General features: G+C 30.8%; 20 protein-coding genes and 1 pseudogene. 2 read left to right on the forward strand and 19 right to left on the reverse strand.

Annotation, left to right across the window (positions count from 1 at the left end):
- Positions 1–504: 504 nt before the first annotated feature.
- The 4 genes from BUA21_RS00565 to BUA21_RS14610 all read right to left on the reverse strand — a co-directional run bounded on the left by BUA21_RS00565 (position 505) and on the right by BUA21_RS14610 (position 2,364).
- The gene (locus BUA21_RS00565) at positions 505–1,005 is read right to left on the reverse strand and encodes a GNAT family N-acetyltransferase (RefSeq protein WP_072742589.1); all 501 of its coding nucleotides are present in this window, start codon (positions 1,003–1,005) and stop codon (positions 505–507) included.
- 182 nt (positions 1,006–1,187) lie between these two features.
- Entirely contained in the window at positions 1,188–1,646 is a 459-nt protein-coding gene (locus BUA21_RS00570; protein ID WP_072742590.1) for an NUDIX hydrolase, read from the reverse strand.
- A gap of 135 nt (positions 1,647–1,781) precedes the next feature.
- Complete coding sequence (locus BUA21_RS00575; protein ID WP_159429081.1) at positions 1,782–2,138, reverse strand: GNAT family N-acetyltransferase; 357 nt, start codon at positions 2,136–2,138, stop codon at positions 1,782–1,784.
- A 73-nt stretch (positions 2,139–2,211) separates the two neighbouring features.
- Positions 2,212–2,364, reverse strand: coding sequence for a hypothetical protein (locus BUA21_RS14610; protein ID WP_158281609.1), 153 nt, complete (start codon positions 2,362–2,364; stop codon positions 2,212–2,214).
- A 400-nt stretch (positions 2,365–2,764) separates the two neighbouring features.
- Between BUA21_RS14610 and BUA21_RS15015 the strand changes: the two are divergent.
- Positions 2,765–2,875: pseudogene (locus BUA21_RS15015) on the forward strand (KilA-N domain-containing protein); the annotation flags it as partial.
- Positions 2,876–3,126: 251 nt separating this feature from the next.
- Here the strand turns inward: BUA21_RS15015 and guaA are convergent.
- Positions 3,127–4,635: a glutamine-hydrolyzing GMP synthase gene (gene guaA, locus BUA21_RS00590; RefSeq protein ID WP_072742915.1), complete on the reverse strand. Its 1,509-nt coding sequence runs from the start codon at positions 4,633–4,635 to the stop codon at positions 3,127–3,129.
- A gap of 27 nt (positions 4,636–4,662) precedes the next feature.
- Positions 4,663–6,114: an IMP dehydrogenase gene (guaB, locus tag BUA21_RS00595; protein ID WP_072742593.1), complete on the reverse strand. Its 1,452-nt coding sequence runs from the start codon at positions 6,112–6,114 to the stop codon at positions 4,663–4,665.
- A 205-nt stretch (positions 6,115–6,319) separates the two neighbouring features.
- On the opposite strand from guaB, the gene BUA21_RS00600 reads away from it, so the two are divergent.
- Positions 6,320–7,342: an alpha-hydroxy-acid oxidizing protein gene (locus BUA21_RS00600; RefSeq protein ID WP_072742594.1), complete on the forward strand. Its 1,023-nt coding sequence runs from the start codon at positions 6,320–6,322 to the stop codon at positions 7,340–7,342.
- A 25-nt stretch (positions 7,343–7,367) separates the two neighbouring features.
- On the opposite strand, the gene BUA21_RS00605 is transcribed toward BUA21_RS00600, so the two are convergent.
- The 13 genes from BUA21_RS00605 to BUA21_RS00665 all read right to left on the reverse strand — a co-directional run bounded on the left by BUA21_RS00605 (position 7,368) and on the right by BUA21_RS00665 (position 18,878).
- On the reverse strand, positions 7,368–7,877 hold the full coding sequence (locus BUA21_RS00605) for a coiled-coil domain-containing protein (protein WP_072742595.1): 510 nt from the start codon (positions 7,875–7,877) through the stop codon (positions 7,368–7,370).
- Between the two features lie 120 nt (positions 7,878–7,997).
- Positions 7,998–8,504 carry a hypothetical protein gene (locus BUA21_RS00610; RefSeq protein WP_234973662.1) on the reverse strand — a complete coding sequence of 169 codons (507 nt, stop codon included), beginning with the start codon at positions 8,502–8,504 and terminating at the stop codon, positions 7,998–8,000.
- Positions 8,505–8,708: 204 nt separating this feature from the next.
- The gene (locus BUA21_RS00615) at positions 8,709–9,632 is read right to left on the reverse strand and encodes a hypothetical protein (protein WP_072742597.1); all 924 of its coding nucleotides are present in this window, start codon (positions 9,630–9,632) and stop codon (positions 8,709–8,711) included.
- Entirely contained in the window at positions 9,614–10,393 is a 780-nt protein-coding gene (locus BUA21_RS00620; RefSeq protein WP_072742598.1) for a hypothetical protein, read from the reverse strand. Before BUA21_RS00620 ends, BUA21_RS00615 begins: the two co-directional genes overlap by 19 nt.
- On the reverse strand, positions 10,390–10,878 hold the full coding sequence (locus BUA21_RS00625) for a hypothetical protein (protein WP_072742599.1): 489 nt from the start codon (positions 10,876–10,878) through the stop codon (positions 10,390–10,392). Before BUA21_RS00625 ends, BUA21_RS00620 begins: the two co-directional genes overlap by 4 nt.
- Positions 10,865–11,428 (reverse strand): RNA polymerase sigma factor, encoded by a 564-nt coding sequence (locus tag BUA21_RS00630; RefSeq protein WP_084604077.1) that lies wholly within the window; start codon positions 11,426–11,428, stop codon positions 10,865–10,867. The genes BUA21_RS00625 and BUA21_RS00630 overlap by 14 nt, the downstream gene beginning before the upstream one ends.
- A gap of 103 nt (positions 11,429–11,531) precedes the next feature.
- The gene (gene groL / locus BUA21_RS00635) at positions 11,532–13,163 is read right to left on the reverse strand and encodes a chaperonin GroEL (protein WP_072742600.1); all 1,632 of its coding nucleotides are present in this window, start codon (positions 13,161–13,163) and stop codon (positions 11,532–11,534) included.
- Between the two features lie 22 nt (positions 13,164–13,185).
- Positions 13,186–13,467 (reverse strand): co-chaperone GroES, encoded by a 282-nt coding sequence (locus BUA21_RS00640; protein ID WP_072742601.1) that lies wholly within the window; start codon positions 13,465–13,467, stop codon positions 13,186–13,188.
- 382 nt (positions 13,468–13,849) lie between these two features.
- Positions 13,850–15,340, reverse strand: a complete 1,491-nt coding sequence (locus BUA21_RS00645; RefSeq protein WP_072742602.1) for an ABC transporter permease — start codon at positions 15,338–15,340, stop codon at positions 13,850–13,852.
- Positions 15,327–16,094, reverse strand: coding sequence for an ABC transporter ATP-binding protein (locus BUA21_RS00650; RefSeq protein WP_072742603.1), 768 nt, complete (start codon positions 16,092–16,094; stop codon positions 15,327–15,329). Before BUA21_RS00650 ends, BUA21_RS00645 begins: the two co-directional genes overlap by 14 nt.
- A gap of 120 nt (positions 16,095–16,214) precedes the next feature.
- A complete protein-coding gene (locus BUA21_RS00655) occupies positions 16,215–17,279 on the reverse strand; it encodes a sensor histidine kinase (RefSeq protein WP_072742604.1) in 1,065 nt (354 codons plus the stop codon).
- Positions 17,280–17,287: 8 nt separating this feature from the next.
- Entirely contained in the window at positions 17,288–17,980 is a 693-nt protein-coding gene (locus tag BUA21_RS00660; protein ID WP_072742605.1) for a response regulator transcription factor, read from the reverse strand.
- Positions 17,981–17,996: 16 nt separating this feature from the next.
- Positions 17,997–18,878 carry a DNA-3-methyladenine glycosylase family protein gene (locus BUA21_RS00665; RefSeq protein ID WP_072742606.1) on the reverse strand — a complete coding sequence of 294 codons (882 nt, stop codon included), beginning with the start codon at positions 18,876–18,878 and terminating at the stop codon, positions 17,997–17,999.
- Between the last annotated feature and the right edge of the window lie 40 nt (positions 18,879–18,918).

An 18,918-nucleotide genomic window follows, 5' to 3' on the forward strand; every position in this document is an offset into this window, starting at 1 on the left:
AAAGGAGAGTAATAACACCGCAGCGTTATCTACTCTCCTTTAGTGGCTGATTTTTCTGTAGTCTGCCTACGCACCGACTCATTCGTTCGGTTAGTCTATTGGGTCTTTCTGTTGCCCACCAACGCACTGGCTCATTCGTCCAGTCTGTCTATCAGATTATTAACCTGTCAGCCCAGGCACTATAGATTACCATAGTAGTGTAACTTTCGTTACAAGCATAGTATACACATTTTGTTGAAAAACTATGCTTCTATTTGTAATTACATTATATGCTATTTCATAATTCTTGTCAATCAACATATTGTTATTCAGTCCGTTCTACAAAACCTACTCAAATATATCAAAATATATTTATACAAATAAATTTTGCTCAAGAAGTATCATCTTATCGATTTAATTCATCCATAATTTCTCCTGTCTTTTTTGCCTTTATAAATTTTTATTATTTAGATTTTATTCGCTTTTGCTATTTTGGCTCTCTACAAGGGTTTGCTCATAATGTAACTATTCCACTATACCGTCTACTAATCCGTATTTTCGATAAAATGCCAACCCATTTTTATTTTGTAGCATGCACAATAGAGATGCATATTCGTAGTCATTATTTGAAAAAATACTTTTAAAAGCATGGGTTAATAAGTATGTACCATATCCTAATCGCTGATAATTAGGTTTAACTACTAGTTTATCTACAATATTTCCGTTAAGCCAATAAAACCCTACAAGTTCGTTTTCTTTCCAAAAAGATTTGAAGGAATCAATAAAGTAACGTTTTGCACTTAAATCATGCATATATTCTATAGTGTCATCCAAATTATTAAATGGAACTTGAAAACTAAAAGCATTATCCAATAGTATGCAATAGTCCTTGATTAAACCTATATCAAATACATTTTCATTTAATATAAATTCATTTATTTTTTTATCAAAGTCTTTTCTATAAAGAATAAACTCTTGACAAATCCAAGGATTATCTGGATCAAATATATAATCTGTTGTATTCATCACTAACACCGCCTAATATAAATTTCTCTCGAAAAGTCTTATTATTATAGCACGTTCCCCACAAGCTGGTTCGGACTAAAATTGAGGATTTCCTTATGATTGCTGATTTAATCGGAATAAGGATCGAAATATATCCTACAGCTAAGATTCAACTTATAAATTATGTGCAATAATTCAAAAATCTATCTTTCACCTAATAACTCTAACACTTCATTAGCCATTGTCAAAATATTATGCTGAATGCCACATGCATTTTTCAAATCTTCTTTATTATACCATTTGAGTAAATTGGATTCCCCATCTTCTGGCATTGTATCAAAAGATTTTGCAGTAGCATAAAAGACAAAGTCTATATGATAATGTTCTGGATTTACTTCACCGAAAATCGTATGCATAGGATTTATTAACAATTTCTCTCCTACCAATTCGCATGAATTTTTGAGTTGGTTATTTATTGGATTGTATAGATTTATTTTTAAACCCGCTTCTTCTTGTGCTTCACGAATACATGCCTCTTCTGGCAATTCATTCAATTCAATATGTCCACCTAAAGGAAGTATCTTTTTAGCCTTTTTATGTAAATGTAATAAAACTTTATCTTTATGTACTATAAATATGGAAACTGTAAAATGTTTCTCCATGATTATGCTCCCCTCCAAAATTATATTATCAAAATTTATATAAAATCTCTTTCTAATTATATATCTTATCACTAAAGGGATTGTATCTCTATTTCTATATTTAAAGACTAAAAAATTATTTTGCGTTAGCTTTTTCTATATCTTTACAGATTCTCTATTTGTCTGAATTTTAACATCTAAATCCTTAAAACAAAATACTAAATTATAAGCATCCTCTACATTTGGGTCAATATATCCAGTATCTATAAAACCAACTTTTTTATAAAGTTTAATAGCTTTAACATCCTCCTTTTTCACACAAACTTCTACATTATCATACCTTCTCTCTACATAAAGGTAATCCAAAATTAATTTTAAGACTTTATACCCATAGCCTTTATTTTGATACTTGATATCTATTAAAAATTGCTGAAGTTCATAGCATTCAGGTTCTTCATTTATATCACGAACCATCAGCATTCCTGTAATCCTTTTTTCTTTTTTGAATTCCAAAGACCCTAGCATTATAATTTCTATAGATATATCCTCTTGCTAGAATCCCTATAGGACTAGCAACATATTTCAACTACTCTTCCGATAATTTTAATGAAGTTAATTCAGTCCAATTATTTTCATCTACATTAATTAGTGAAATATCATCTTTTTTAGTCGTTAATTTTACTGAACCATAATCATCTATGCCATTAAAGTTAAACCCTTGTTTTAACCAAAAGTTCATATTTTTTTATTAGATACATTAAGTTCGAAGTATTTAGCTCCTTTTGAAACTTCAATTTCTTTAACCATATTGAAAAAACTTGTACCTAAATCACCATTCCTACATCCTGGTAAAATACAGTAATAAAGTACCACCCCTTTCAAAATTTCATTATAAGCAAAATAGAATTTATATTGAAATGTATATTTCAAATGATTTCATGCTTATGTATATAATTATATCAATGTTTATTTATAAAAACTTCTCCATGATCTGCTATTCTTTGTTTTGATTTAACTTGGTTGTATCGTGGTTACAAATTACAAGTTACAAATTTTCTTCTTTTAAATCTTCTGGTATTTCTATTTCCTTTTCATAATAGACTTTTACCAGTATGAATATTCCATAAAGTGATGAGCTTTCAGCGGTAATAGCAAATTGGTTAAGAAATCGAAACACCCTTGAATTCTTAGGACTTTGGGAATCATTACATAATCCTGAATTCAATTCCCTCGAATTCGAGGGAATTGAAATTTTATAATATGTTGTTTACATATTACTCTATTTTTGTCTTGTAAAATTAAATTTGCAAATAAAACCATTTTAGAACTATCCCACATAAAGCAAACCTTATAACAGCTATTTCTAGCCATTATAAGGTTTTAATTTATAATTTATAATTTAAAGATTGCTCCACTTACTCCAGCCGTAGGTTGCGGACTTATAGCTCCCTTTGGGCGCTATAAGTCTCGCCAACCCTGACAGGGGTAGTAACCTACAGTACTACTCCCACTCAATCGTAGCAGGTGGTTTGCTTGTTATATCGTATACTACTCTGTTTACATGTTCTACTTCATTTACTATTCTGTTTGAAATCTTTTCTAGTACGTCTAGTGGAATTCTTGCCCAATCGGCTGTCATTCCGTCTATACTTGTTACAGCTCTAAGTCCTACTGTATAGGAATAGGTTCTTTCGTCTCCCATTACTCCTACACTTCTTATATTAGGTAGTAGGGCAAAGTATTGCCAGATTTCTCTGTCTAGCCCTGCTTTTTTGATTTCATCTCTAAAAATATAATCTGCTTCTCTTACAATTTTAAGTTTATCTTCATTTACTTCTCCCAATACTCTTATAGCAAGACCCGGGCCTGGGAATGGTTGCCTTTCTACTACTTCTTCTGAAAGTCCCAATTTTCTTCCTACTTCTCTTACTTCGTCTTTAAACAATTGTCTTAAAGGTTCTACAAGTTTAAAGTTCACATCTTCTGGTAGTCCACCTACATTGTGATGACTTTTTATAACTGAAGATTTACCTACTCCACTTTCCACTACATCTGGATAAATAGTTCCTTGAACTAGATAATCTATCCCTTCAAGTTTTCCTTGTTCTTCTTCAAATACTCTTATAAATTCTTCTCCAATAATTTTTCTCTTTCTTTCAGGATCTTCTACACCTTTTAATTTGTTTAAAAATCTTTCTCTTGCATCTACTGCTATAAGATTCATATGAAATTCTTCTCTAAATACTTTTACTACTTGTTTTGCTTCATCTTTTCTAAGTAAACCATGATCTACAAATACACAAGTCAAACTGTCCCCTATAGCTTCATGTACAAGAACTGCCGCTACAGATGAATCTACTCCACCTGAAAGAGCACAAATTGCTTTTCCATCTCTAATTTCTTCTTTGATTTCAGCAACAGTCTTATTGATAAAATCCTCCATATTCCAATTTGCATTGCAATTACATATCTTAAATAAGAAGTTTTTTATGATATCTCTCCCATTTTTCGTATGCTCAACTTCTGGATGAAATTGAACTCCATAGAGCTTCTTATCTGAACTTTCCATAGCTGCTACGGGACATATAGGAGTATTTCCTACTACTTTGAACCCTTCTGGAGCCTTTTCTATAAAATCTGTATGGCTCATCCAAGCAGTAATACTATTATCCATTCCACTGAACAATAAGCTACTATTGTCTACATTTACTTGTGTCTTTCCGTATTCTCTGGTAGTAGCTCTAGATACTTTTCCGTCCAATACTTGAGCCATTAGCTGGCTACCATAGCATATTCCCAAAATAGGAATTCCTAAATTGAATACTTCACTATCACATTTAGGAGAATCCTCTCCATATACACTAGCTGGACCACCAGAGAAAATAATCCCTTCAGGATTTTTTTCTTTTATCTTTTCAATAGGATAATTATATGGAACTATTTCGCAATAAACACTTGCCTCTCTAACTCTTCTTCCTATGAGTTGGCTATACTGGCCACCAAAATCCATTATTAAGATCAAATTAACACATCCTTCCTATCTTCTACTATAATTTGGTGCTTCTTTTGTGATGTTTATGTCATGAGGATGGTTTTCTATAAGTCCCGCTCCTGTTATCTTCACAAGTCTAGATTTTTCTTGCAATTCTTTTATATTGTGAGCGCCTACATATCCCATACCTGATCTCAATCCACCAATCAATTGATATGCTACATCTCCCAATGGTCCTCTGTATGGAACTCTTCCTTCTACTCCTTCTGGAACTAATTTTTTAGAACCTTCTTGAAAGTATCTATCCTTACTACCAGCTGCCATTGCTGCCAATGAACCCATGCCTCTATATACTTTAAATCTTCTTCCTTCATAAAGTTCTTCTTCTCCAGGACTTTCACTGGTACCTGCAAACAAGGAGCCTATCATGACTACATTAGCCCCAACAGCAATAGCTTTAGTTACATCTCCAGAATACTTTATTCCTCCATCTGCAATGATTGGAATGTCATAAGCTTTAGCTACTTCTGCACAATTCATGATTGCAGTTATTTGAGGAACACCTATACCCGTAACTACTCTAGTAGTACAAATGGAGCCAGGTCCTATACCTACCTTTACTGCATCTACTCCTGCTTTTATTAAATCCAATGTTGCTTCTCCCGTAGCTACATTTCCTGCTATTAGTTGAAGATCTGGATATTTAGATTTTATAGTTCTCACTGCCTCCATGACTCCTTCTGAATGACCATGAGCTGTATCCACTACTATTACATCTACCTTTGCTTTAACTAACGCATCTACTCTTTCCATCATATCTGCTGTAACTCCTACTGCTGCTCCAGCAAGAAGTCTTCCTGAACCATCTTTAGCTGCATTCGGATATTTAATTGATTTCTCAATGTCTTTTATTGTGATAAGACCTCTAAGCATAAAATCTTCATCAACCAATGGCAATTTTTCAATTTTGTATTTTTTCATAGTTTCCAATGCATCATCCATTGAAATATCTGTTTGAGCTGTAACTAAATTTTTCTTAGTCATTACATCATCTATTAATTTGGTAGTATCAGTTTCAAATCTAATATCCCTGTTAGTTATAATTCCTACAAGCTTTCCATCCTTGTCCGTTATAGGTACTCCAGAAATATGATATCTTTCCATAAGTTCAAGAGCATCAGAAACAGTATGAACTGGAGATAAATAAAATGGATCTGTTATGATGCCATGTTCAGATCTCTTAACTTTGTCAACTTCCATAGCTTGCTCTTCTATAGTCATATTCTTATGAATGATACCTATTCCACCTTCTCTGGCCATAGCAATAGCCATTTTCGCTTCTGTAACAGTATCCATTCCCGCACTCATAAGTGGTATGTTAAGCTTTATTTTATTAGTAAGCCATGTATTTATTTTTACTTCTTTGGGTAAAACATCAGATTTACAAGGTAACAAAAGTACATCATCAAAAGTAAGTCCTTCGCCAACAAACTCCATCAAAATTCCTCCTCTTTGTATAATTTTATCTAAATTTATATATAGTATACCACAAGACGCATGAATCTTTTCGTCCCTTTGTGATAATATTTTCTTTTAAACTTAACAAAATTTAAACCTTATGTCAAGACAATTGGTACAAATTGATTTAATTTTATTATATAATTGATTTATCAGTATAAAAGAAAGGATAAGGGGTGTTATTATGGATTTAAAAGAAGTTCAATCTGTAGCAAGAGAGAAAATGAAGGGCTATTGTAGAGTTTGCCCTGTTTGCAATGGAGTAGCCTGTGCTGGAGAAGTACCAGGAATGGGAGGTTCACTGACAGGATCTTCTTTCAAAATCAATGTAGAAGATTTAAATAAAGTTAAATTGAAATTAAAAACTATCCACGATGCCAAAAATCCAAATTTGAATTTTAAATTTTTTGATACAAATTTAGACTTTCCCATCATAACTGCACCTATAACTGGTAGTGTCTTCAATATGGGAGGAGCTCTAACTGAAAGAGAATATGTAGATAGTGCAGTAAATGGCAGCATCTCTTCAGGAACTATTGCTATGATTGGTGATTCAGCAGATTTAACTATGTATGAAGAAGGAATTAATATATTGAAAGAAGTTAATGGCAAAGGTGTTCCTATTATTAAACCAAGAGAAAATCCCTCAGTCATTCAAAATGTAAAAAAGGCTGAAAAAATAAATCCAATAGCTGTAGGAATGGATATTGATGGAGCAGGTTTAGTGACCATGGCTCTTAAAGGACAACCTGTTGGGCCAAAAACTATTGAAGAATTAAAAGAAATAGTTTCTTCAACCAATTTGCCTTTCATTCTAAAAGGAATCATGACTCCTGAAGAAGCTAAATTGGCTGTAGAAATTGGAGCAAAGGCTATAGTAGTTTCAAATCATGGTGGCAGAATACTTGATCATACTCAGTCTACTGCAAGAGTACTTCCTGAAATAAAAGAAGCTGTAGATGGACAAATAATGATACTTGTAGATGGAGGAATACGTTCTGGAGTTGATGTATTTAAGATGTTGGCTTTAGGAGCAGATGGAGTATTGATAGGTAGACCTATAGTCATTGGAGCTTTTGGAGGATATAAAGAAGGGGTTTCACTTGTTCTTAACAATATGAAAAACGAATTATATCAAGCTATGATACTCACAGGCTGTAAAGATTTAGCTTCTATTGACCGTTCAAAGATTTCAGTAGAATGGTAAAGGACTCTTTTAGGAGTCCTTTTATTTAGCCGATTTTTTGTTTTAAATCTTGAATTTCTAATTCATGTCTTCCTACTATTTCTTTTAATCTTCTATTTTCTTGTTCAATTCTTTTGTTATTTTTGATGCTTTCTTCTTTGAATTCTGTCAAAAATGCTGTCTGTTCATATACTGCATTTAGCTTCTTATCAATTTCATCTACTTTTTCTTTTACGCCTAACATGTCCTCTTTTAAGCTCGATACATTTCCTTTTACACCTGACATGTCCTCTCTTAAGCCCGATACATCTTCTTTTACGCCTAACATGTCATCTTTTAAGCTCGATACATTTCCTTTTACACCTGACATGTCCTCTCTTAAGCCCGATACATCTTCTTTTACGCCTGACATGTCTTCTTTTAAGCTCGATACATTTCCTTTTACGCCTGACATGTCTTCTTTTAAGCCCGATACATCTCCCTTTACGCCTGATATGTCTTCCCTCAATGCCTTCAATTCACTCAACACTATGGCTTGAAACTCTTCATTGGTCATTTCTATCGCCCCCAATAAATATATCTTTTAAATATTATACCATATTTAATGAAATTTTATTTATTTATATTTTCTATTTATTAAAATCTATGTAAATTATTTTCACTGCTTTCGTAGAATTTAACTACAAATTTTCATTTCATAACTATATTCTTTTAGTTTACCTTCATAGATTAATTTTAGTTTTTTACATTCTCTAAAATCTTCAGGACATACAAGGGCTGCATGTTTATGAACAATAAATATTCCACTATTGTATAATAGGGTAGCTACAAATTGAGAACAAAAATAATTATACTTTCTTTCTACCGGAACCCTTAGCATTATTCCAAATAGTCCTAACAGGTTGTAGCTATACTTGTCCTCATTCATTCTAAATTTGTTCAACTCTTTTTTTAATCTCTTATATTGAATATCATTTACCTTTAAAGAATACAATGCACATCTGGTTTCAGGAAATCTTGCATAGGTTCCATTTACAACATCCTCTTTTACAAAACCACCAATTATAGGATTTGAGGGCCTTATTCTACCAAAACTATATAGTTCATTGAGATTTTTATCTAATGAAATAGAAACATGAGTATAGGGTTCCCTTGTATATACATAAATACATCTTGATAGCAAAGAACCACTATGAGTAAGTAAAATATATATTACTTTATTATTCCTCTATTGCTAAAATTTTAAAAATAATTGAATCTAAATAGATACACTAAATCAACTTTTTATATCTATTTATTATAACGAAATTGACAAAAAAAGTACTGCAAAAAAAACAAAAGAGAATGAAATTTCATCCTCTCACTTAAATACAGTATGCTTTTTATATCATTCCAATTTATCTACGGTTAATTCATCACAGTTGAGAACATATATACAACTATCCCCATTTCCATATACTAGCTCTCCTTTAACAGCATGTTCTTCTTCTCCTTGAATTTTTTCTTCAGTAGTCTTCCATTTCACATTTCCCTTTAGCATTTCTTTAGCATCTACATAAGCATCTACTTTTACATCTGTATTTTTTCCCAATCTGATTTTTGCCCGATTTACACTATCTATAATCCAATTATCTTTAATCTCATCAGCCATCAATCTCAAATCACTGCCACCATTTATTTCAACTTTTTTATTGCATGGTAATGTAATATTGAAATCACAGGGACATACATATTGAATATTGTTGTTATAATCTGAACAATCCATAAACGAAATATATAGAACATTGTCTAATTTATTAATGACAATATATTCATCATTTAAAACTTCTTTAGCTTTTTCTCTATCATCAGTTGTTATATTAATCGAACCAGAAGAAACTACTTTGTTACTTTCTCCAGACCTAACAGTTAAACTAGTATGAAATGGTGAATTTACAACTATTTTTTCAATTTCTTTATCAACTTCAAACTCATTGCAAGGAATTTTAAACTTATAAACTTGAGAAAAAATTCTTGTATTAATTTTATCTATCATATTAGTTTCAATCAAACTATAAATTCCTAAATTTATGACAACTATCAATAAAACTATAAATATGCTAAAAAAATCATACTTTATATTCATATCTTCTTCTTTATATTTATAACTATACCACAGTATTTCTCCACCTATCAAAAATAGTATTGCAGGCCAAAATTTGATTGATAACTTTACAGCTGATACGCTTTCTATTTGCGCAATAAATATGAGCACTCCAAAGGCAATTAACACAATTCCCATAGAAATTGTTCCTACTCGTCTTTTTCGCATATATCTTCATCCCCATCCGATTTATTTTCTTTTACTTTATTTTTAGATAACAATCTAATGCCGCCAATTATAAATATTAGAGATACAATTGTAGTTTGAATATAGTTACGCATTTCATAAGGTATAAGAGGATAAAGTATTCTCTCCACAACAATTAAAATACCTATCCCAATAAATATCCAACCTACCCATTGTGATTTTATTTTTGGCAATGCAAATGAAACTTCTTCATCAGGTTTATTTCCTTCAACACAATGAAATGCATCAAAAAAACTATAAAACCAGATTAGAGGCAGTACAAATAAAAACAAACTCAAATTTAACCATCCCATAAAAAATATAGTAAAGAAAAAAGCACCCATTATAGTTAATCCCTTTTTTTGCTGTCCTAAATACATATGACCTGCTCCAGGTATTATAGATAAAGCCAAGGTAATAGCTTTTCTATTTGATTCTTTCATTTCTTCTCCGTCCTCCTCATTTATTTTTTTCCCTGTACCATCATACTCTTCAGCAATAAATTTTTTCTTTGTGGATGAAACATCTATCAATGCAATAACCCATAATACCAGCAATGAAAAAACTAATACTGCAGCAAATCCATCATTGTGAGTAACAATTGCCATCCCTGATAAACTAAAAATTAGTATGAAAAATATTAAAAGAAATACTACTCCCCTATCTCTAAAACCTAGGTAAAAGTGCGACAATCCAGGTACAAAAGATAATAAAAAAGTTATAAATCTACTTTTTTCTTTCATTTCAATCCCTCCTCAAGTTTAGATATTTGAAAATTATTGATAAAATTAGATGTTCTATTCACTATATTTTCCGATAAGCTAAATACAATATTGAATTTATCTGTTGTTTCTTTTTTAATAGTTGATTTAGCCATTTGAGGTAATACATCAACCAATCCACTGTAAAATCCACCCCAAGTCAGAATAATAGCAACTGCAGCTACTGCTACATAATAGCCAAACATATGTTTAAATGATTCTGTATATTTCTCGACTTTAACTTTTGGTTTGTATTTTATTTTTCGTATATCTTCCATTGTCCTATGGTTAAAATCAGATGAAATTGTTTCTTCAGCACTATCTATTTCCTCACTGCCTATAAGAGAGAGAAAAATTTCCATACATTCATCGCATTCATAAAGATGTTCTTCCATTTCTTTGGACTTTTCTTTTGAAAAAGCTTTTTCTTTATAAAAAATCCATTCCAATTCATCATAATGTTTCATTTTCTTCCCTCCACTTTTTTTTCAACATATTGCGTCCACGATAAAGCCTAGAAGCTATCGTCTTTGTAGTAGTACACTCCTCTCTGGCAATATCCTCATAACTTTTTTCTTGAAAATAAAATTTTATAATTACATCTTTATATATATCTGGTATATCTTCACATAATCTATGAATTTTTTCTCTACTTTCTTTTTGTATTAAAATATCTTCTGGAGTTTTATAGAAAACTAATTCCTCAACATTTACTATATTTTCAATATTATCTATTGTTTTTTCCCTATGTTTATTTATATTTTTTCTTTTCCAGTCTATAGATTTATTAGCTGCAATTTTGCCTATCCACCCTTTGAAATTCTGAGTTTTATATTCTGGAAGGGAAATATAGATTTGCAAGAAAACTTCTTGTGCTATATTTTCTGCTTCATCATGTTCCTTAATAAAATTTAATATAACAGCAAATATATATCCTTTATATCTATCTATTATTTTGGCAAATGCTTCTTCATTTCCTGATAGTGTTTGCTTTATCAGCTCCATATCCTGCTCCATATTTCCCCTCCTTTCTCTCTCACTAATTATAACGAAGTAAACAAAAAAAGTACTGCAAAAAATAAAAAAAATCTCTGAGAAAAATTTCTCAGAGATTTTTTTATTACATCATTGGCATTCCGCCACCCATGCCGCCGCCCATGCCAGCCATTGGGTCTTCTTCTTCTATATCTGCAACTGCACTTTCTGTAGTAAGAACCATTGCAGCTACTGATGAAGCATTTTGTAGAGCTGAACGAGTAACTTTTGTTGGGTCAACAATTCCAGTCTCTATCATACTTACATATCTTTCTCTCAATGCGTCAAATCCAACTCCAGTTCCTTCCGCTTTAACTTTTTCTACTACTATTGAGCCTTCAAGTCCCGCATTCGCAGCAATTTGTCTTACAGGTTCTTCTAGAGCCCTAACAATGATATTTACTCCTGTTCTTTCGTCTCCTTCAGTTTCATCTAACAATTTTGCAACAGCTGGTATACAATCTACAAGAACTGTTCCACCACCAGGAACTATACCTTCTTCAACAGCAGCTCTTGTAGCAGCTAACGCATCTTCTATTCTCAATTTTCTTTCTTTAAGCTCAGTTTCAGTAGCAGCTCCAACTTCAATTACAGCTACTCCACCAGAAAGTTTTGCAAGTCTTTCTTGTATTTTTTCTTTATCAAATTCTGATTCTGTTTCTTCAAATTGAACTTTTAATTGTTTAACTCTATTTTCTATATCAGCTTGATTTCCTTCTCCATCAACAATTGTAGTATTGTCTTTGTCAACTTTAACTTTTCTAGCTTTTCCTAACATATCAATTGTAGTATCTTTCAATTCATATCCCAATTCTTCAGATATAACTGTACCACCAGTAAGTATTGCTATATCTTGAAGCATATCTTTTCTTCTATCGCCAAATCCAGGAGCTTTAACAGCTACACAGTTAAATGTTCCTCTCAATTTATTAACTACCAATGTTGCAAGAGCTTCTCCTTCTACATCTTCGGCAATGATAAGTAATGGTCTACCTTGTTGTACTATTTGTTCAAGAACTGGTAATATTTCTTGGATATTTGCAATTTTTTTATCTGTAATAAGTATATATGGTTCATCTAATTCAGCTACCATTTTTTCAGCATCTGTCACCATATAAGGAGATACATATCCTCTATCAAATTGCATACCTTCTACTACATCTAATGTAGTCCCCATAGATCTTGATTCTTCAACTGTGATAACTCCGTCATTTCCTACTTTTTCCATAGCTTCAGCAATTAATTTTCCTATTTCTTCATCTCCAGCTGAAATAGAAGCAACTTGAGCTATAGCCTCTTTTGATTCTACTTCTTTTGAAAATCTTCTTATCTCTTCAACAGTTTTATCTACAGCTTTATGAATTCCTCTTTGAAGAATCATTGGATTTGCTCCAGCTGCAACGTTCTTAAGTCCTTCTCTTATGATTGCTTGAGCAAGTAATGTAGCAGTAGTAGTTCCATCTCCAGCTACATCATTAGTTTTTGTAGCAACTTCTTTAACAAGTTGAGCACCCATATTTTCATATGGATCTTCCAATTCTATTTCACGAGCAATTGTTACACCATCATTAGTAATAAGTGGTGCACCAAATTTTTTATCTAAAACAACATTTCTTCCCTTTGGTCCAAGGGTTACTTTAACAGTATTTGCAAGTTGATTTATACCTTTTTCCATTGAACGACGTGCATCTTCACCAAATTTTATTTCTTTAGCCATTTTACTTCACTCTCCTTTATTTTTATTCAATAACAGCTAAAACATCGTTTAACTTAATTATTGTATACTCTACTCCATCAAGTTTAACTTCAGTTCCAGCATATTTTGAGAATATAACTCTGTCTCCTACCTTTATTTGATCTTTTTTCTTTTCATCATTTACGATATCTGGGCCTACAGCCATAACTTCAGCCATCTGTGGTTGCTCTTTTGCTGAACTTGGAAGAACTATACCACTTTTAGTCTTTTCTTCAGCTTCAATCATCTTAATAACTACTCTGTCTCCTAATGGTTTAATATTCATAATCTTTGCCCTCCTTGTATTTAAATAATTATATTCTTCCGGGAATTTGTTAGCACTCGACATCATCGAGTGCTAACACCTACAATTTATATGTTACTTAATATGGATTTTGTAATCAAGTTTTAAATTTAGGCTAATTGTGCCTATTTATCTAAAGTTTCATACTTAATAATAAATATCTCACTTTTCCATTTATTATCTCTCATTTCTTAGCTTTTCCAATGTTTTTCTTTAACTATACCTTATTCTGTTTATATATATGGCTCTTATTATAACAAAATATACAATTTGAAATACTAAATACCCCATCATGACTACAAGTCCATTAGTAAATAAATTTCCCATCAATAGATTTGATAAAGATTTTAAATCAAAGAACGAATTAAGAACGCTTCCAATTTTCTAAATTCATTCCATTATAAACAACTACATCCTCTTTATTTGTACTTTTTAGTACTTTATCAAAATCTCTATCATTTAAAATTAAAACTTTTGAATATCCTACAGTAGATACTGCTATTACTTGACCGTGTATTTCTTCTTCTAATTTAAATTTCTTTGCATCTCCTCCGATATTTAAACCTATCTCATCCCATTTGGCTTTTCTATTTTCATCATTTACTTCTTCTGATTCCGTTAAGTCATTATAAGGATGATTGTAAATAACTTGATTTTCTTTAACATTTACTAATTTCTTTCCCAAAGTTTTAGCCAATCTATTATAATCAGAATTAGACATTACAAAAAATTCTTGTGGTTCCTCTCCTTCTTTAACTACTGAGCTTATACTTCTACCTTCTACTCTATAAATTTGTCTAACCTTTATATTATTATCTTCAAGTTTTCTTTCTACATTCCTTATTACCTCATTATCTGCTAATGTATCACCTTTTTGGACTATTACCATTTCATGAGCAGTTTCTAAACCAGTTATCCTAGAAACCTCTGTATAAAATGAGTATATAGTCCCTGTAGCACTAAATGTTATAGTACCTAATACAGAAGCCAAAAATAAAACTTTAGCTGTATCTTGTAACTTAAATATCATTTGAGAATAAGCTACCATATTGGTTTTCTTATAGAGTATGTTTTCATTGTTCAATATCTTGTTAGCTATTGCTACACTAAATTGAGTAAATAAAAAGTAAGTTGCAGCTATTACTATTAATACTACTGGTATCATTGCTAAAGGTACCAGTATCCCTTCCACAAACCAAGCTACAGTATAACCAATAATTAATAATACTACACCTAATATAGCTTTGCCCTTTGAAAATTCAGGTATTGTCTTAGGTACTTTGCTTGATTTTACTTGCTCAATTATTTCTTTATTCTTTATTCGAAATAACATAAAAATACTAATTATCTCAAACAAAGCAAAAAAGATTATAGTAGTTAGCCCTATTGCTTTAAAGGATATATGTAAAGGCAATTTAATGTTTAAAAATCCTTCCATTATCATAAAAAATAATTTTGAAAATACAACTCCCGTCAATATTCCTGTTGCTATAGATAAAATAGATATAAATGTGTTTTCTATAAGTAAATACTTCTTTATTTGTTTTCTAGTCATTCCATATAGAGAAAGAAGACCAAATTCTTTTCCCCTAGATTTTAAAAATATAGAAGTTGAATACCCTACAAATAATACAGAAAATATTACTATTATCACTTGGCTAATTATCATACCATTAGCTGCACCCATTTTTGCAATTGCATGGCCTTCACAAGATTTTAAATCTATCGCTGGATGAAATATGAAATTTGCAAATATAAAGAATGCCGTGACTGCAAAGGAATTACTTAAATAGTACATTATATATCTATACATATTTCCCTTAATATTTTTTAAGGCCATATTAGATATTTTCATTATATCCACCTCCAAGAAGAGATAGTGAGTCTAATATTTCCTTAAAAAATACTTGTCTATTGGATCTTTTTGCTATTTCCAAGAAAAACTTTCCATCCTTAATCATTATTATTCTATTGCAAAAACTAGCTGCAAAGGCATCATGAGTTACCATAACAATAGTAGCTTGTTTTCCCTGATTTATTTTTTCTAAGGATGACATCAAGTCAAAGGATGCTTTTGAATCTAAATTTCCAGTAGGCTCATCTGCTAGTATGATTGCAGGATTGTTGATAAGAGCTCTTGCGCAAGCAGTCCTTTGTTGCTGTCCTCCAGATATCTCATAAGTCCTTTTATTTAAGATATTGCTTATATTTAATGTAGCTGCTATATCATCTACTCTTTTCTCAATTTCCTTCATATGTAATTCTTCTAGCACTAAGGGAAGTATAATATTTTCTTTTACTGATAGTGTATCCAATAGATTAAAATCCTGAAATATAAATCCTAAATTATTTCTTCTAAAAATAGCTAGTTCATCTTCATTTAATAAGTGAGGTTTTTTCCCATTTACTAATACTTCCCCAGAAGATGGAGAATCAATAGTAGCAAGAATATTTAAAAGAGTAGTCTTGCCGCTTCCTGATGGTCCCATTACACCAACAAATTCGCCTTCCTTTATAGTCATATTGAAATCATCCAATGCTTTTACAGAAATCCCTTTTCCTTTGCTACCATATATTTTAGATAGTCCTTTAGTTTCTAATACTGTCATCTTTCTACCTCCTAAAGCAATTATATTTACTATATCTAGTATAAAAAAACAAGAGAAATCCTTCCATTGATTTCTCTTTCAATTTCAATTGAAATCTAACAATATTGTTAGATTTCATATTTAAAAATTATAAATGCTTTTACCTTGATAAAAAGTAATACACACCTTTGTGTATACCCTTTCTTCAGATTCTACATTTATACAATGACCTAGTCTGTCACATGTATCTTTAGATAAATATAATCCCATACCAGTAGATTCTGAACAACTTCTGCCATTTTCTCCTGTGAAGAAAGGGTTAAAAACTCTATCCAAATCATTTGGAGGTATTCCTACACCATTATCTTCAATAGAAAGTATAGTTTTATCGTCTTCTTTATAGAGCTTAATAACTATTGATTTATCATTACTTTCTTTCACTTTTGTATACTTTATACTATTAGATATAATCTGATTTACAACGAATTTTATCCATTTCTTATCTGTCTTCACCTTTAAATCCTCATTTGTAACTATTTTAGGATAAATTGAATTTACTATAAAGGCATTTTTATTTTCATTAACTACATTTCTTACAACATTTATTAAATCTACTTCTTCAACTATAAAATCCTTTTCAAAATCATTAACCCTTAAAGTATAAAGTGCCATTTCTAGACCATGAGACAATTTCTCTATCTCTTCTTCAATGCTTTCATAGCTCTTTTTTCTATCTTCATCAATATTTTGATCACTCTCATTTTCCAATATTAGCTTAATGACTGAAACGGGTGTTTTCATCTGATGAATCCATCTATTATTAAAATCCATTTGAGTTTTAGTCATTTTTCTATATTTATCTAATTTACTTTCATATATCATATAATTGTTAGTTAGAAGTTTCTTAAATACACTTTGCTCTTTAGTAATATTGTCAGGAATATTAAATATATATTCTAAACTCTCTCTTTCCTTTAACCCTTGATTAATGATTTTATAAAACTTTTTATTTCTACCATAATCTATAACTATTAAAACAATTAAAAATAATATTGATAATAGCAATGCATAAATAATATTTGGGTAATTAAGACTCTCTTTTCTAATTATTATATCTAACATCATTATTATGATGACTAAAAATGTATTCACAAAATAAACTACTATGAAATTCAATCTATCTTTTAAATATTGTTTAAGGTTCATATTATCACCTAGCTCCAAGTATTTGTCATGGAATAACCTTGTTCTCTTTTTGTCTTAATAGCCTCAAATATCCCTATGTCTTCCAATCTCCTTCTGAGCCTCCCGATATTTACCGACAATGTATTGTCATCAACAAAATCCATGTCGTCCCAAAGTTCTCCTAAAAGTGTGTCTCTCTCAACTATAGACTCTAAATTTGAAGCTAAAATGTATAACAATGCAAACTCTTTTTTGCTAAGCTCAACTCTTTTTTCTTTATATTCAACTATATTTTGACTTTTATATAGAAAAACTCCTTCTACCTCATATACATCCATTGAATTTCCTTTTGCATATTCTCCATATGCTCGTCTTATAGCTCCTTTTACTTTAGCTAATAAAATATCAAAAGAAAATGGCTTTGTTATATAATCATCTCCGCCATTTTCTATTGCCATAACTTGATCCATATCTGAAAATCTAGCAGATATAAATATGATAGGAACTTTAGATATACTTCTTATTTCTCTACACCAAAAGAATCCATCATAATATGGTAGATTGATATCCAAAAGAACTAAATGTGGATCCTCTTTTATGAATTCTCCTTTTATATCTGAATAATCCTCCACTATAGTTACGATATATCCGTATTTCTCCAATTTATTTTTTATAAGACTTGAAATCTTATCATCGTCTTCAATAACCATAATCTTATACATATTTTTCACCCTTTTATTACTTGCCTATTCCTAATTCTCTTGCATAATAAAATAAGTATTGTTGTGCAAATCCTGACAAGTTTCCAAATTTATCTTCCCCATATTTTTGTATCAATTTTTCATTGGTATCTTCTTTAAGATAAAAATATTCCATGACTCTTTTTACCCATACATCTACCGGAAAAGAATCATGTTTACCTATAGAAAATAAGAGTATACAATTAGATACTTTGGGACCAACGCCTTTTAATGTCATGAGTATTTCTCTTGCTTCCTCTGTAGAAAGATTTTTTAAATTGTATATATCTATCTCACCATTGGCTATGGCCTTTGAAGCAGCTATTATATATTTAGCTCTAAAACCCACCTTACAATCTTCCAGTTCTTCCACTGTAACTTTTGACAACTCCTCTTTTTGAGGAAAAGAATAATATTTTTTCCCATTATACTCTCCTAAAAAGCTTCCATATCTTTCACTTATAAGCTCAATGGATTTTTTTATCCTTGGAATTCTGTTGTTGGCAGAAATAATAAAAGAAATAGTGGTTTCAAAAGGCTCTTGATTTAAAATTCTAATACCACTTCCAAATTTCACAGCTTCATCTAGTACAGCATCGTCTTTCGAAAGTTCTTTTTTTATCTTTCCATAGTCTCTATCCAAATCAAAATAATCATACCAGATATAATTAAAATCGTCTATATTGGTATTGGAAAAAATAATTTTATCTTCTTCTTTTTTTACATTGAGTATTCTATCAAGTGCAACTCCTGTAAAGCTTCCATCATCTTCTTTGTTCCATCTAAAACACTGACCACATTCAAATATATGTACAGGTTCAAAATCAGAAACTCCTTCTAATATTACTTTATTTTTATCTTCTATTATATTGTAGTTCATTATATCACCCCGCCACATATAATACCCAATCTAGGGGTAT

The organism is Sporanaerobacter acetigenes DSM 13106 (assembly GCF_900130025.1).
Classification (GTDB): domain Bacteria; phylum Bacillota; class Clostridia; order Tissierellales; family Sporanaerobacteraceae; genus Sporanaerobacter; species Sporanaerobacter acetigenes.